Here is a 13,877-nt window from a genome sequence, read left to right as displayed (position 1 = left end):
CGGCACCCCCGCCGACCCCGCCACCTACCTCACCCCGCCCGGCCACGCCCTGGCGGTCTGACCGCGAAAGGACCCGCCCGCATGTCGGCACCGACCACCCCGCACACCGCAGACCAGACCATCTCGACCACGAACAAGAATCTGGACGACGCCTGCCACGACGTCGAAGCGAAGATCAGCCGCACCGACAACAAGGCCTCGCTGCTCCTGGCCTTCAACGGCGCGGTCCTCGCGGGACTCGCCAGCGCCGCCGACAAGGACTTACCGCGGCCCGCCCAGCTCGTCGGCGGCTGCGCCGTCCTGACCCTCGCGGCCTCGGCCGTACTGCTGCTCCTGGTCGTACGCCCCAACCTCGGAAGCAAGGGCGCGTCCGGCCAGCGCGGCCGGTTCCGCCTCCTGTGACCCCACTCCCCCGGCCCGGCTGTCCCCCGGGACCGGCCCACGCAGTCACAGCAGCTCACTGACATGAGAGGAGGCATCAGCATGACGCTCATCAGTCCGAACACCGTCCTCGCGAACGCCCTGGCGAACGTGGAGGACGTTCTCGCCCCGCGCATCCGCGCCAGCAAGCCGCAGCGGATCGCCTTGGTGGTGGGAACTCAGATCAACGGCGCACCGCGCGCCGGCACCTCGCTGGTGCAGTCGATGGCGTTCGCCACGGCCGCCCGGCTCCACGACCGCCACGGCCTGCGCGTGGAGGTCCGGTTCTCGGCGCTGGACAACACGCCTCATGAGCTGGTCACCCACCACCTATCGGGGAACCGCTACCAGCGGGCCTACGCCCAGGCCTTCGGTACGGACGGCATCGCCCGCCTGGTCGGCGCCCTCTACCAACCCCTGTTCGACGCCCTCTCCAAGCGGCTGGCCGTGCCGTACGGCGTGGAGACCTACTCGCAGCAGCAGGCGACCGGCCTGTTCCGGGAGACGTGGCTGCGGGTGCTGCCGCGCCTGGAGGCCGCAAGCCTCTGGCTGGCTCCCTCCACGGGAGTGCCGCACCTGCGGGGTGCCCTGCCCGCACTCCTGCGGGTGGGCGGAGAAGTACGCGCAGCACACCCGTGTGGAAGTCGCCGGCCGTGGCTTCGCCCGTGTGTCGGCGGTCTGCCTGCACCACGGCCCCTACACGGCCACCATCACGCCCGCCGGCGGCGGCTACCTCGACCTCGCCACGGTCTACCGGAACATGGTCAAGGAACTCGCCGCGCTCGCGGAGGCCGACGTCCTCCAGGTGATGGTCAAGGGCACCGACTGGATGCCCGGGAGCCTCTTGGTCGACGGCGCGCTCCAAGCCGTGGGCCTGACCCGGGGCCGGCTGCCGGCGCGCCTGTACTGCCCGATGATCGTGGCCGAGACGGGCGCCAAGCTTTCCAAGAGCCTCATCCGATCTGGGGAGGCGGCGTTGCCCGCGGGCGCCGAACCGTGGATGCTCGACACCCGGAAGTGGCCCGGCACCGTGGGGGAGTTCGCGGACCGCCTGCTGAACCTGGCGGGACTGCTGCTGTCCCACCCCCGGCACTTTTTCCGCTCGTACTCGGCTGCGGAGCTGTCGCGGCTGATGTCCTTACCCGCAGGGAGCCCGGCTACATGAGCACCACCTCAGCCCGCGTCATCGAGCTGAACCTGTACCCCCAGTACTTCGATCTCGTGGCCGCCGGCCGCAAGACCCAGGAGGTCCGGGTGAAGTACCCGAAGTTCGACGGCCTGTCGGTCGGTGACCTGATCCGGTTCGCGGTGAAGGGCACCGACCGGTCATGCCTGACGCGGGTGACACGCGTTGCCGAGTACGCCTCATTCGAAGAACTCCTGGATGCCGAAGGGCCCTCCCAGGTGAACCCCGAGGCGACCCGTGAGGAGCAACTGGCTAACATCCGGCGCATCTACCCGCCTGAGAAGGAACGGCTGGGGTGCCTGGCCATCAGTATCGAGCTGGTCGACTGACCCCAGACAACGAGGCTCCCGGCCGCCCCCTCCGACGAGGGGCGCGGTCGGGGGCCTTTTCGCGTTCCGTGGGCTTCCCACCTGATGCGCCACAGCGCACGAGGATTCGGTACCTGCTGCGCTACGGCGCAGCTGATCAAGAAGAAGCCCAGCAAGACGAACCAAGACACGTACCCGTACACCCGCGAAGGCCAGGGCCCGGGCGGCGAGCGCACCGTCTGGCACGAGGTGGACGAGGACTACGCGGCCGAAGCTCTGCCCGCCCTGGAGCGGGCGAACCAGCACCGAGAGTCAGCGGCTCGTGCCGACGGATCACAGAGCGTAGAGAACTCCATGATCACGGCATCCGTGCCTGTGCTGCATCGGACCCTGCCCGACCTGACAGCCGTCAGTTAGGGGCCGCGAAGTACTGCACCCGGAACGTCCTGTCGCTTGGCGCATCGATGTTGCACCAGATCTCTATGAGGTTGCTTGAGGGGACGACATTGCTTACCTGCATTCTGGCCTGGCCCTTCACCGGCCCTGCCGCACCCATTTCGGTGATCGAGGCCACAACGGTGTGGTCCTTTGTCATGCCGCCGTGCGGGATGCCAAGCCAGAATTGGCCGTGACCTCTAATGTTCGGGGTCTCTACCCGTTCCAGCCCGTCCTTGGCCAGTCCGGCCTTGGTCGGTTCCACCTCGATGGTCACCGTGCGCATTTCTTCATCGACTGAGCTCACGAGATTCTCCCATCTGTGTTTTCAACCTGCGTAGCTCTGATTGGCGGTTTGAGTGTTCCGCTGGTCAGGCAGGTAAGGGGGCCCGGTGTCGGCTGAACGGTCACTGCACCTCCAACCACTCCTTATCCGACGCCAAGGTGAGACCGGAGGACCGTTCGATGGGCGGCGAGTTGCGGACCGGCTTTCTGTATGCTGCGGATCTGTTTACGGAAGGGCAGCCATGGCAGGGATTCGGCGTAGTCGCATGATGCCCGGTATGTGTTCACATGAGTTCCTGGAGTTCCTGGATCACTGCCGAGCTGGCGGATCGCCATGAACCGCGCAAGCGCTGTGAGTCATGCTGTCGCGTAGCCTCTGACTGCGACTAGCCGGTAGCCCTGCATAACGAGCTCGTTGAACTTCTGCTGGTACTGATCTGCGGTCAAGCCGTGGAATGCTGCGAACGGCACCCCGTCCCGCTGCTCGAAGATCGCGGCGAAGTGGTCTGCATCCCCCGCCGCGTAACCACTCACCTCAACCGGCCGGTACCCCTGCCCCACCAACTCATTGAACTTCTGCTGATATCCATCCGAGCTCAGCCCATGCACGGCATGCCACGACGGACCGGACCTTTTCTCGAAGATGGCAGCGAAGTGGTCACCGGCAGCCGTCAAGGAACCCGTCGACGACATGGCGCAGGATATTCCATCCTCACCGACCTCGCAGAAGCCGTTAAGCAGCATGAATGTGACATTCGCATCGTTCCCCCCCCGATGTGTAGCACCGAGTAGCCCTTAAGAGCGCCGCCGGCCTCGGCTGTGGGTGTCACACTCGCATCATATTCATTGGATCCGACGAAAGGATTATCCCAGTGAATGCGCATTTCGCCCACGCGCACTCCGTCGATATCCTCGATTTGGTACGTGACCGATCCCTCGGTGCCGGTTGCCAATCCGCTGGACTCGGACACCCATTCGCCTGAATCGCCAATCATGAGAGGGGGCTTGACTGCCCACACGCCATGACTGAGATTCATGGCGGCGCGCCTAAGGTTCACATGCTCCCCTATGCGATCTGCAATCCACCACAGCGTGGCTTCACTGTCCAGCCTGACGTGAGTCGACCTGGCGGCCATAACATTCCCTTTCCCCGCCCGTTATGGGCATTGTCAAGGCTACGCTTCACTAGCATCCTTCGCTCGGTGGAGCGGGCAATCAAGTTGCCCCGGCAAGAATTTAAGGAGGGTGATATTGAAGTCCCAACTGTCAGCCCCGACTGCGAAGCCGAATCCGCCCTCGATGGCTTGACTGCTTATGGTGCCTGCTACCCAGTTAAGGGCTTCAGCGTTGTCGTGTGGGGCCTGGTTCATGGCGGTCCGTCAGCTCGGCGGCGTCCCCGGAACGTGATAGACCCGTACCCCCAGCGAACACCGCTGGGGGTACGGGCCTTCGTGCGTTTCAGGCCAGCCTCAAGCTGATTGATGCTCCTGCTGCGACAGCTCCTGGAGAAGCGCGCTGTACTCGGCAGGATGCTGATCACGGAGGATACGCAGCCACCCACGAGCACCCTCCACGAACACCTCCTGCTCCATCTTCAGATGCAGGTGAGTGACTACGGAGAAGGCGTCGTCGTATGGCAGCCGACGAGGCTGCCCGGACTCGCTCCGGGCCCCTTCCACGGTCTCCTGGGTATTAACGCCGTTAACGGTCGACGCCACCCTCGGCGGCGACCCGCTGTCCGTCGCCTTCAACCCGCACCTGCTGCTCAAGACGCTCCAGCAGGTCGACGGGCCGGTCGTCCAGATGTACTTCACCGCCCGCACCAAACCCGTCCTCCTACACACCCCCGACCAGGCCGACACCTTCCGCGGCATCGTCATGCCAGTCCGTCTCCACAACGGCACCACCCAGCCCACCCCGTAGAGCAGCACACAACGCCGAGATCAGAAGAGGCCTGTGCACCCGCTAGGGGACGGCACAGTGCGCCTCCGTCACTCCACGGCCCCTGAGACCGACGGCCCGGGCCGACCCAGTGACCCGCCCCCCTTTGCCGCCGACCGCCACTCCCGGCCGCTGCTCGCCTTTCACGACACCACCGAAGGAGCAGCCCGCATGCGCCCCACGACCAGCACTACTGCGGCCGCCCGGTTCGCCGCCGTCTACGCCCTGTTCACCGCCTCCCATGAGGTCGCGGACTACTGGGTTAACGGGGCGGAGGCCGTGTCCACCTTCCTTCGTGTCTCGGTCAACGGCTGGTCCCCGATCCTGAGTTGTGCTCGCTGGCGTTCGGCGGTGTCTCGGTTATCCATCATCAACGCCTCGGCCCACAGTGCATCCCTGGGGGTGACGAGCGCAGTACGTCGGGAGCCGTCTTCGGCGCGGTGCTGTTCGAGAACCTCTAACGGAAAGCCGCCGTGCCGCCCTCCGCTTCCTGGTGGCTCGGTCCGGCCGCGTATGCCAGCGGAGGGGCGATTGCCTGGGCATCCGCTCCCTCGACGACCCACAGCGCGATGAACAGCGCGGCAGTCGCTTCCAGGAGTCCTGCACGTTCCAGACCGCCGCCAGCCACGGGTTCACAGCCCACGTCCCGCACCAACTCGCGTACACGCACGAGAGCCGTCTCGTCGTCCCCGCAGACCGGAACGGCCAGTGGTCGCCCATCGAAGACAGGCGGCCGCATCCGCCACACGTCCTCGTGGCAGAGGTTGAAAGCCTTGACCACGTGGGCTCCCGGTGCTGCCGCAGCCAGTTGCTGCGCGGCTGAGGGGCCTCCTTCCGTCAGCAGCCGGAAGCCCGGCCCGACCGGGTTGGAACAGTCGAGCAGCACCTTGCCCTCCAGGACCGCGTGCAGGTCCCGTGCCACTTCTACTCCGGCCCCGAAGGGCAGCGCGGCCAAAACCACCTGGCCGAACTCGGCCGCCGCGCGCAGACTGCCAGGCTTCGCGCTGCCTCCGATGCGCGTCGCGAGCCGCTCCGCCTTGTGTGCGTCCCGCCCCCCGATGGTCACGTCGTGCCCGGCCCGCACCCAGTGGGTGGCGAGCGCGTCGGCCATGTTGCCCGTGCCCAGTACGCCGATTCTCATCACGTGGTCCCTCTCCGTACCTGCTTCAACCGTTCACACCGACGCTAGAAGGCCGTTCGGGCACCATTTGGTACGTGACGACCGACGCCTTCCTCGCCGACTGCCGCGCCCGCCTCGCCTTCGACCTGCTCTCCAACACCTGGAACGCCGTGGTGCTCTGGGCACTGCGCGACGGTCCCAGGCGCCCGGTCGAATTACGGGAGCGGATCGGGGGCATCAGTTCCAAGGTCCTCACCGAGACTCTGCGCCGGCTGCAGTTCAACGGACTGGTCGACCGGCAGGCAGATCCCGACGCGCCATCACGGATCGAGTACCAACTCACCGCTTTGGGAAAGACCTTGCTGGCTCCCATCGACGCCGTCGGCGCATGGGCCTTCGAGTATGGCGATGAGGTTATGGCCGCCCAGGAAGCAGCATGCACTCCAGACCCGCAGTCCCCTCGTCCAATTTGTTAGACGGGTCAACAGCGTGAGCCCAGACGTCGCCAGCGGATGAGTGCACATCCCAGGGTGAGGAAGGCTTCGTGGATGTCGTCGCGGATCTCCCAGCGGATCCGCAGGCGGCGGAACCAGTGCAGGTGCGCGAAGATGCGCTCTAGGACCCAGCGTTGGGTGCCCAGACCAGAGCCGTGCTCGGTGCCCCGGCGGGCGAATCAGCGGCTTCACACCGAGATCCCAGACCAGGCGGCGGTACTTGTCATGGTCGTAGCCGCGGTCGCCCAGCACCGTGTCCGGGCGACCCCAGGGCCGACCCTTGCCCCGCACCGGCGGCACCGCTTCGAGTAGCGGTATGAGCTGGGTGACATCGCTGCGGTTGCCGCCGGTCACCGTGGCCGCAAGCGGGATGCCAGCGGCATCTGTGATCAAATGGTGTTTGCCAGCGGTTCTGCCCCGGTCAACAGGGCTTCGGCCCGTCTTGGAACCCCCCTTTAAAGCCCGATGTGGGAGCCGTCGACCGCCGCCCCGGAGAAGTCCAGGGCGTTCGCGCTGCGGAACTTTGCAAGGAGGACCTCGTGCAGCCGGGGCCACACCCCGGCCTCGGACCACGCGGCCAGGCGGCGCCAGCAGGTCATGCCCGAGCCAAAGCCGAGTTCCTGCGGCAGATGCTCCCACGAGATCCCGGTGTGCAGGACAAACACAATGCCCTGGAAGACCAGTCCGTCCGGGTGCCGCTTGCGTCCCGGGTACCGGATCTGACGCTCCACCTTGGCAGCAGCGGCTCGATCACCGCCCACAGCTCGTCTCGACTTCCCACGCTTCGGCCGCGCCACCCAACACCCCCGGTTCATCAGTCCCGCAGTGATCCAACCTCCTCGAAGATCATTTCGTTAGGGGTTCTAAGACCGTGTCCTACGTGGTGAGGCGGAGAAGTCGTTTGTAGCAGCAGAGGGCGGCGGCGAGGCCGAGAAAGACACCTCAGGCACTTAGCGTGTCAAGCTGCGGCGGCGAGGTCGACGGGGAAGGCAGTGTGTTCGTCGAACGGTTTGCGGTGCTGGAGGCAGTGGTAGAGCTGGCCGAGCATGCGGTTGAAGAGGTTCCTCTGGGCGGCTGCGTGCCAGTCTCCGTGCTCGTCGCGGCGCCTGCGGTAGTGGGTCTTGGCGCCTGGTGAGGCGGTGATCGCGGAGAAGGCCCAGAGGTAGCCGGCATGGTTGAGCCGGTCGTTCTTCACCCACCGGCGCGTGATGCTCGACTTCTTGCCGGAGGCTCTGGTGATGGGGGAAGCCCCGGCGTATGCCTTCAAGCCGCGTGCGTCGGCGAAGCGGTTGCGGTCGTCTCCGATCTCGGCGAGCACCCGGGCGCCGAGCTGGATGCCGAGTCCAGGGAAGCTGAGGATGATCTCAGCGTCCGAGTGCTGAGGGAAAGCTTCCTCCACCGCCTCGGACAGATTGTCGGCCGCGGCGCAGGCGGCCTCCAGCTGGACCAGGAGTGCGAGCATCTGCTTGCCGAGCGCGTCCTCGACCAGCGGGGGCTGGTGGGCCCAGTCGGCGCGGAAGACGTCCCGGAGTCGTTCGGCCTCGGCTTCGATGCCGCGTTGGCGGCCGGCGCGCTTGAGCGCGGCCTGCAGCTGCCTGAGTGTCAGCCGCGATGCTCGTGCTGGTGTCGGAGCCGCCCTGAGGAGCTCTTGCGCTTCTCGACGGCACAGGCCGTTCTTCCAGGGCTCGAAGGCGGCCAGCGCGGATGGATAGTACTCGCGTAACAGGGAGCGGAGCTGGTTGGAGATCTGCTGCCGGTTCCACGTGGCGTCCTGCTGAGCCCTGGCGAGCACGGCCAGGGCGCGGGCCAGGTCGCTGTCCTGCGGCAGCGGCCGGTGTGCGTGCATGTCGGTGCGCAGGACATTGGCCAGGACCAGGGCGTCTCCGGGATCGGACTTCTTGCGGGAGACGCTGTGCCGGTCGCGGTAGCGGGCGGCAGCCATCGGGTTGATGGCGAAGACTTGCCGCTTCCCAGTGCGCAGCACTGCGACGAGCAGGCCACGGGAGGTCTCGATCGCGACCGGGATCGGGTTCTCCGCGGTGTCGCCGTACTCGGCGAGCAGGTCCAGCAGGATCTTGTATCCGACCGCGTCGTCGGTGATGTGCCGTTTGGCCAGTAACCAGCCACTGTCGTCGACCAAGGCGACGTCGTGCGTGCGTTCGGCCCAGTCAATACCGCAGTAGATCAAGGTCTTTCCCCTCCGCTGTGCCGTTTCTGCTGGTCACGAGCTCATGCGGGCCACGCAGCGACCTAATCCCAGGACTCAGCCCTGTGGCCGGTCCGCCACCTCAGTAGCTGTTCGCGGCACCAGCTCGCCCCGCGGGCCTCGGTCTCTTCGGGAGCTCGGTCAGCTCGGGCCCAGGGAGAGGTCACCGCGGGGTGGGCTCGCTCCACCAACACCAACGAGTGAGCCAGGTGCGGGTGTTGACGCTCGACGGCGCTGGACGGCGCCGATCTTTCTCCAGGCATCAAGGCCGGCCAGGTACAGGCGTTCGTCCAGCACCGACGAGCACCAACATCCGCGCTGTGGTGGTGGCCACGAGGACGCCGAACCGTGCTCGATCTATCAGAGAGCATCAAGGCTTGGTCGGGCACAGGCATCAGCTCGGCGTCCACGGAGCCACCACTACTAATCCCGGATTAGGCCAGGTAGTTGCGGGGATGGCGCTCGTAGCGGGGGCTGAGCCTGCGGTAGCCGGACAGCCACGACATGGTGCGCTCGATGACCCAGCGGCGGCGCCCTAATCGTTCGCTGGACTCGATTCCTTTGCGTGCGATGCGTACGCCGATGCGCTTGCCGCGGAGCCACCTGCGCAGGTCAGCCCGGTCGTAGGCTTTGTCCGCGTGTAGGCGCTGGGGGCTTGAAGTAGCGGCCGCGGTGGGGGCGTGTCTCGTTTGGTGACCCTCGATCATGGGCTTGAGCCCTTCGCTGTCGTGGGTGTTGCCGGCCGAGACGCCGACGAGGAGGGGCAGTCCGTTCGCGTCCGACAGGATGTGCATCTTGGAACCCGGCTTGCCCCGGTCCACGGGGCTCGGACCTGTGTGTTCGCCCCCTTTTTTAGCCCTGACATGGGCGGTGTCGAGGACGACGCGGGTGACGTCGATGAGGCCGGCGTCGTCGAGGCGGTGCAGCACGGCCTCGTGCAGCCGGCCCCAGACACCGGCTCTGGACCAGATGAGGAACCGGCGGTGGGCGGTCGACTTCGATATCCCGAAGCAGGGCGGCAGTTGGCGCCAGGCGCAGCCACTGACCAGGACGTAGACGATGGCCGCGAACAGCGTCTCATCAGGCGTGTCCTGCGTTCCGCCACCCTGCGGCCGCACCCTAGACGGCGGGATCAGCGGCTCCGCAATCTCCCACAGCCCGTCCGGAACAATCCAACTCCATGTACCCCGCCCTATACCGAGGTCAACGACGCCTCACCACGTAGGACACGGTCTAAGGGTCGTCCCGTAACTGATTTTTGACATGTGGGTAGTTGGACAGCGCTGATCCTGGTGGGTTGGTGGGTTTCGCCGCCAGGGTCCCGTCGTCCTCACGGGCTGTCCGGTTTGATCGCTTGATGTCCGAGATGACCCAGCGTCTGATGGGGTTGCGGGCAGACCCTCGGAGGCGTGAACGGCAGGATCCCAAGTCCCCTTGGTACGGTGCATCGGTGTCCGCGATCAAAAAGTTCCAGGTCACCTTTGACTGCGCAGAACCTGAGCGTCTCGCTCGTTTCTGGTGCGAGGTGTTGGGGTACGTCGTACCGCCGCCACCGGAGGGGTTTGCCACTTGGGATGGTTACAGGCGCTCGCAGCCGCCTGAGCAGCGGGATTCTTGGTTCGCCTGCATTGATCCCTCAGGTGTGGGCCCGCGGCTGTACTTCCAGCGCGTCCCCGAGGGGAAGGCCGCCAAGAACCGGGTGCATCTCGATGTGCGGGTCGGCACCGGGCTGGTGGGAAAAGAGCGCCTCGCCGCACTCGAGGCCGAATGCGCACGGCTTGTCCCGCTCGGCGCGGTACACGTACAAACGTTGTATGACGGCAATGATTCGTGCATCCCGATGCTGGACATCGAGGGCAACGAGTTCTGTATCGACTGAGCGTATGGAGCGGGAGTCATCCCGTGAGTGCGAGGTTGTGCAGCCGGGCGATGCCGAGCATGGCGGTGTGGACGCCGTCGCCGCGCAGGCGGCAGTCGCGGAGGATCTTCCGGTCTTCATGCGGGCGAAGGCGTGCTCGACACGGGCGCGGACGTGTTTGTGGCTCTTGTTGTGGGCCTGCTGCCAGCCCGGCAGTTCCTCGCCCGCGCGGCGGCGGTGCGGCATGACCAGTCCGGTGGTGTCGGCCTTCCATCCGGAAGGGCCCGCCCCCGTGCCGAAACATAGGGGGACGCGGGCTCTCGCCTGGCCAGGCGTAAGGCCAGGCGAGAGCGCAGTCCCGTAGCGGGACATGAGGACCGTAGACCATCACACTGACAACGCCCCTCGCTGCCGACCCGACTCCGGCACTGAGACTGCATCGCTCGGGACCACGCTGCGCGCCTGAGGCCTGATGCGGGCTGTCCACGTGGGCCGTCACTCTGATGCGGACACGCCCAGGTCGCGCCGCATCGTGGTCCTCACCGTGCGAAGCAAGTCCCAGATCTCTGCCAGGGCCTGGACCGCCGTGGCCATCGTCTCCCCGGGCTCTGGTTCCCCTCGCTCGAGGCGCTTCACCTGACCGTAGACCCTGTTCAGAGCTTGATTGACGGTGCTCGCACAGGCGAGCACGTCGTCAGGGGCGATCATCTGTGCTGTCGAGTAACGATCACGATGGGCTCTCTTCGCCTCATCGAGCGACGCACAGGTGCGTTCGCCGGTCAGAAAGGGCAGGTGTCCATCCAGCGTGTGACCAGGGAGGTGTTGTTCTTGTCGGCATCACGTGGCGGACCGCACAGGAACGGGCTGAAGCGGGTGTCGGCTCGCAGCCAGTGGCTGAAGAAGGACACGATCCACTTGCCCTGCTTGGCCTTGTCGCCGTAGCCCGTCATCGGGCACAGATGGTCGCCCGGAACCTCGATGTAGAGCTTCTCGGCCTGGGACATGGAGTTGTACCAGGGCACGGCGTAGGTGTTGCCGTGGGCGACCGGGTCGCTTTGACAGGTCAGGAAGAACGTGGGGTCGGTGACCCCGGAGAAGTTCGCGTTCGGGAGGTACGGGGCCGTGGGCACGCCCGCCCGGAAGCGCGGGTCGTCCCGGAGGGCCACCATGACGCCACCACCGCCCATCGAGTGGCCGACCGCGCCCAGGGTGCCGTTGACCTTTCCCGATATCGGGTTGCCGGGGGCACGGCCGAGCGCGAGCAGCTGGGTGCCGGCGGCCGTGATCTGGCGGCCGCGCGACGTCGGATCGTCGGTCAGGGTGTTGGTTCCGACGTTGATGACGACGAAGCCCCAGGAGGCGAGGCGCGGTGCGAGCCACTGCAGGTTCTGCTGGGTGCCCTGATAGCCCGGCATCAGTACGACACCCGGGTACGAGCCACTGGCCGTCGGATACGTGACCGTGCCGGAGCCGTACCCGCTCGGGCTGGGAACGGTGAAGGTGGCGGTGGTCAACGGGCCGTCGGTGGCCTCCAGGGACGCGGTCGTCGGGTCCGGAACACCGCTGCCCGGAGGGGTGCCGTTCATGGTGCCGTACACCTGGAACTCCCACAGCGAGTAGCCGAAGGGGGTGCCACGCTGGGTGCCGTGGACGCGGACGTACCGGCCTTCGCCGTTCACGTCGAGGGTCTGCACGCCGCCGGTGCTCGTCGTGGTCGAGTGGATGGTGGTCCAGGTGATGCCGTTGTCGGAGGTCTGGATCCGGAACGCGCGGGCGTACGCGGCCTCCCAGTGCAGGACCACTTGGCCGAGGGTGGCGGTGGCCCCCAGATCGACTGTCAGCCACTGCGGATCGCTGAACGTGCTCGACCAGCGCGTCCCGCCGTCGCCGTCCACCGCAGCCGACGCGGGGGTGGACGCCCTCTCGGTGGACGAGGAGGTCGCGGGTTTGCCCTGGGACAGCAAGTCGGCGGCGGCGGCCGCCGGCCGGGCGACGGCCGTCAACAGAGTCAGTGTCAGGCCGATGACGGTCGCCAGCGCTATCAGTGCCGTCATGGGGCGGGGCCGGGTCCGTAACGGCGCGGCCGGGTCGGCCGAACGACGGGATGGACGCATTGCTTTACCTCCGGAGAGCGGTGAGAGCGGTAACCGGACAGCGAGGAGAGGCAGCGGCGCCGGAGTCCGGGCTGCTACCGGGATTGTGCGAAGAGCCAGTCGATGACCACGTCGTTCTCGTAGGTCTGGGCCCATGAGAGGTGTGGGTTAACCGGTGTCGTCCCGGCCGTGTAGCTCGTGAACAGGACGTGACTGCGCGTGGCGCGGGCCTGCCGCAGGAGCACGCGGGAGCGGGCCTCGAACTGTGCCTTCGGCAGATCGTTGGCCCACTCCCCACGGCTGACGCGTGCACCGGCGGCCTCCAGCGCGTTCATCAGGGTCCAGGTGCCGGGATTGCCGAACCGGCCCTCCCGGTAGGGGACCACCGGGTCGTCGAGGGAGTGGTCGGCCCAGATCGGGATGTGCGTGATCCTCTCCATTGCGGCCGGGTCACCCCAGCCGGCCGTGGGCAGGGCAGCCGCGAACACGTCGGGTCGCTTCGCCAGCAGGCTGTAGATGCCGCGCCCGCCCGAGGACAGGCCGACGAGATACAGCCGGGCCGGGTCCACGTTCTTGGAGTGCTCGCTCACGAAGGTGTCGATGAGTTCGGTCAGCGCGCCCTGGACCGTGCCGTCGGTCCAGTCCGTGCCGTCGGGTCCGTCCATGGGACGGGGCAGGGGGATCTGCGGAGAGAGGACGAACGCGGGGTTGCGGCGCTGTCGTTCCGGTTTGGCGAACGTGACCGCGATCCGGTTGGACGTCAGCTGGGTCATGTTGTTGTCCGCGACTTCGCCACCGCCGTGCAGGGTGACGACGAGCGGGTAGCGCGTGCGCGTGCCCGGGTTCCGTACGAGCCCCTCGGGCCGGTACAGCCGGTAGTCCAGTTCGAACCCCGCGGAGTCGGTGAAGGAACCGGCGGTGAAGTCGTCGACCACGGGGGTGATGACGTCGTCGTTCCGGATCGCGAACGGGCCGGCCTGGAGTACCCGTTCACCGTCCGGGGTGCGCACGTCCGCCACCTGCCTGACCGAGTAGGCGCGGTCGAGCGGAAGGGGATCGGTGCCGGCGGCCCGCGCGTTGGTGTCCTTCGGGTCAAGCTCGATGATCAGGCGATTCCCCGGCCGTCCGGGGCGCGACCGGTCGTCCACTTCGGCGGCGGTGTTGGAGTACACCCGGGTCACCGTCCGAGCCGCTGTCCGCCCGCCCACGGTCGCCTTCACCTCGAAGGCGGACGGCGGGACCACCACGCCGCTTAGGTCGATGTGACGCGCGTACTGGACGGCGACGGCTGTCACCAGCCAGTTGTTCCTCGGCGTCACACGAGTGACGAGGTCGGTGCGCAGGACCGGATGGGGTCCGGAGGCCGCTTGCCGTCCTTCGGATGCGACTGTCGTGGCGTCGGCGGCCGTGGCGGTTGAGGTGCTCACGGCCGGCACCGCGGCCGCGCCTGCGGTGGCGGCGAGCACCGTACGTCTGGCGATCCGTCTCATGGGTCCTCGTCTCGGTCGGTGGTCACCCGGAGCGGGCGCCC

General features: G+C 67.0%; 14 protein-coding genes and 2 pseudogenes. 7 read left to right on the top strand and 9 right to left on the bottom strand.

The features are described from left to right. The first annotated feature begins 81 nt into the window (after positions 1 to 81). From BJ965_RS38290 to BJ965_RS38815, 4 genes are all read left to right on the top strand, one after another. Positions 82 to 402: a hypothetical protein gene (locus tag BJ965_RS38290; RefSeq protein ID WP_246546262.1), complete on the top strand. Its 321-nt coding sequence runs from the start codon at positions 82 to 84 to the stop codon at positions 400 to 402. Positions 403 to 1,057: 655 nt separating this feature from the next. Then, positions 1,058 to 1,585 (top strand): hypothetical protein, encoded by a 528-nt coding sequence (locus BJ965_RS40270; protein ID WP_313667680.1) that lies wholly within the window; start codon positions 1,058 to 1,060, stop codon positions 1,583 to 1,585. Then, positions 1,582 to 1,935: an ASCH domain-containing protein gene (locus BJ965_RS38280; RefSeq protein WP_184916439.1), complete on the top strand. Its 354-nt coding sequence runs from the start codon at positions 1,582 to 1,584 to the stop codon at positions 1,933 to 1,935. Before BJ965_RS40270 ends, BJ965_RS38280 begins: the two co-directional genes overlap by 4 nt. Positions 1,936 to 2,019: 84 nt before the next feature. Beyond that, complete coding sequence (locus BJ965_RS38815) at positions 2,020 to 2,331, top strand: hypothetical protein (protein ID WP_221513313.1); 312 nt, start codon at positions 2,020 to 2,022, stop codon at positions 2,329 to 2,331. On the opposite strand, the gene BJ965_RS38275 is transcribed toward BJ965_RS38815, so the two are convergent. Both BJ965_RS38275 and BJ965_RS38270 read right to left on the bottom strand, forming a co-directional pair. Then, positions 2,324 to 2,656: a hypothetical protein gene (locus tag BJ965_RS38275; RefSeq protein WP_184916436.1), complete on the bottom strand. Its 333-nt coding sequence runs from the start codon at positions 2,654 to 2,656 to the stop codon at positions 2,324 to 2,326. The genes BJ965_RS38815 and BJ965_RS38275 overlap by 8 nt on opposite strands. Before the next feature lie 335 nt (positions 2,657 to 2,991). Beyond that, positions 2,992 to 3,378, bottom strand: a complete 387-nt coding sequence (locus BJ965_RS38270) for a hypothetical protein (RefSeq protein WP_184918018.1) — start codon at positions 3,376 to 3,378, stop codon at positions 2,992 to 2,994. A gap of 864 nt (positions 3,379 to 4,242) precedes the next feature. Here BJ965_RS38270 and BJ965_RS40265 point away from each other — a divergent pair. Continuing rightward, positions 4,243 to 4,557 (top strand): hypothetical protein, encoded by a 315-nt coding sequence (locus BJ965_RS40265; RefSeq protein WP_184916432.1) that lies wholly within the window; start codon positions 4,243 to 4,245, stop codon positions 4,555 to 4,557. A 475-nt stretch (positions 4,558 to 5,032) separates the two neighbouring features. On the opposite strand, the gene BJ965_RS38260 is transcribed toward BJ965_RS40265, so the two are convergent. After that, positions 5,033 to 5,716, bottom strand: coding sequence for an NADPH-dependent F420 reductase (locus BJ965_RS38260; protein ID WP_184916429.1), 684 nt, complete (start codon positions 5,714 to 5,716; stop codon positions 5,033 to 5,035). Positions 5,717 to 5,790: 74 nt separating this feature from the next. On the opposite strand from BJ965_RS38260, the gene BJ965_RS38255 reads away from it, so the two are divergent. Then, complete coding sequence (locus BJ965_RS38255) at positions 5,791 to 6,171, top strand: winged helix-turn-helix transcriptional regulator (RefSeq protein WP_184916426.1); 381 nt, start codon at positions 5,791 to 5,793, stop codon at positions 6,169 to 6,171. Between the two features lie 5 nt (positions 6,172 to 6,176). Here BJ965_RS38255 and BJ965_RS38250 read toward each other — a convergent pair. From BJ965_RS38250 to BJ965_RS38240, 3 genes and pseudogenes are all read right to left on the bottom strand, one after another. Further along, positions 6,177 to 6,970, bottom strand: a pseudogene (locus tag BJ965_RS38250) (IS5 family transposase). A 177-nt stretch (positions 6,971 to 7,147) separates the two neighbouring features. Further along, positions 7,148 to 8,377: an IS110 family transposase gene (locus BJ965_RS38245; RefSeq protein WP_184916423.1), complete on the bottom strand. Its 1,230-nt coding sequence runs from the start codon at positions 8,375 to 8,377 to the stop codon at positions 7,148 to 7,150. Positions 8,378 to 8,829: 452 nt separating this feature from the next. Next, entirely contained in the window at positions 8,830 to 9,591 is a 762-nt protein-coding gene (locus BJ965_RS38240; RefSeq protein ID WP_184918015.1) for an IS5 family transposase, read from the bottom strand. A 254-nt stretch (positions 9,592 to 9,845) separates the two neighbouring features. On the opposite strand from BJ965_RS38240, the gene BJ965_RS38235 reads away from it, so the two are divergent. Further along, a complete protein-coding gene (locus BJ965_RS38235; RefSeq protein ID WP_184916421.1) occupies positions 9,846 to 10,274 on the top strand; it encodes a VOC family protein in 429 nt (142 codons plus the stop codon). Positions 10,275 to 10,290: 16 nt separating this feature from the next. Here BJ965_RS38235 and BJ965_RS38230 read toward each other — a convergent pair. From BJ965_RS38230 to BJ965_RS38220, 3 genes and pseudogenes are all read right to left on the bottom strand, one after another. Next, positions 10,291 to 10,511 (bottom strand): annotated as a pseudogene (locus BJ965_RS38230) (transposase); the annotation flags it as partial. A 521-nt stretch (positions 10,512 to 11,032) separates the two neighbouring features. Beyond that, a complete protein-coding gene (locus tag BJ965_RS40260) occupies positions 11,033 to 12,307 on the bottom strand; it encodes a poly(ethylene terephthalate) hydrolase family protein (RefSeq protein WP_184916418.1) in 1,275 nt (424 codons plus the stop codon). 134 nt (positions 12,308 to 12,441) lie between these two features. Next, positions 12,442 to 13,836, bottom strand: a complete 1,395-nt coding sequence (locus BJ965_RS38220; protein ID WP_184916415.1) for a prolyl oligopeptidase family serine peptidase — start codon at positions 13,834 to 13,836, stop codon at positions 12,442 to 12,444. Between the last annotated feature and the right edge of the window lie 41 nt (positions 13,837 to 13,877).

The organism is Streptomyces luteogriseus, assembly GCF_014205055.1.
In the GTDB taxonomy this organism is placed as follows: domain Bacteria; phylum Actinomycetota; class Actinomycetes; order Streptomycetales; family Streptomycetaceae; genus Streptomyces; species Streptomyces luteogriseus.
The sequence above is the reverse complement of the archived record's forward strand: the minus strand, read 5'-3'. Positions and strand labels throughout refer to the sequence as shown.

Bases quoted from the DNA above. Each gene is read 5' to 3' on its own strand.
- BJ965_RS38280 (WP_184916439.1), top strand. From the start codon at position 1,582: ATGAGCACCACCTCAGCCCGCGTCATCGAGCTGAACCTGTACCCCCAG.
- BJ965_RS38260 (WP_184916429.1), bottom strand. From the start codon at position 5,716: ATGAGAATCGGCGTACTGGGCACGGGCAACATGGCCGACGCGCTCGCC.
- BJ965_RS38290 (WP_246546262.1), top strand. From the start codon at position 82: ATGTCGGCACCGACCACCCCGCACACCGCAGACCAGACCATCTCGACC.
- BJ965_RS38815 (WP_221513313.1), top strand. From the start codon at position 2,020: ATGCGCCACAGCGCACGAGGATTCGGTACCTGCTGCGCTACGGCGCAG.
- BJ965_RS38220 (WP_184916415.1), bottom strand. From the start codon at position 13,836: ATGAGACGGATCGCCAGACGTACGGTGCTCGCCGCCACCGCAGGCGCG.
- BJ965_RS40260 (WP_184916418.1), bottom strand. From the start codon at position 12,307: ATGACGGCACTGATAGCGCTGGCGACCGTCATCGGCCTGACACTGACT.
- BJ965_RS38270 (WP_184918018.1), bottom strand. From the start codon at position 3,378: ATGCTGCTTAACGGCTTCTGCGAGGTCGGTGAGGATGGAATATCCTGC.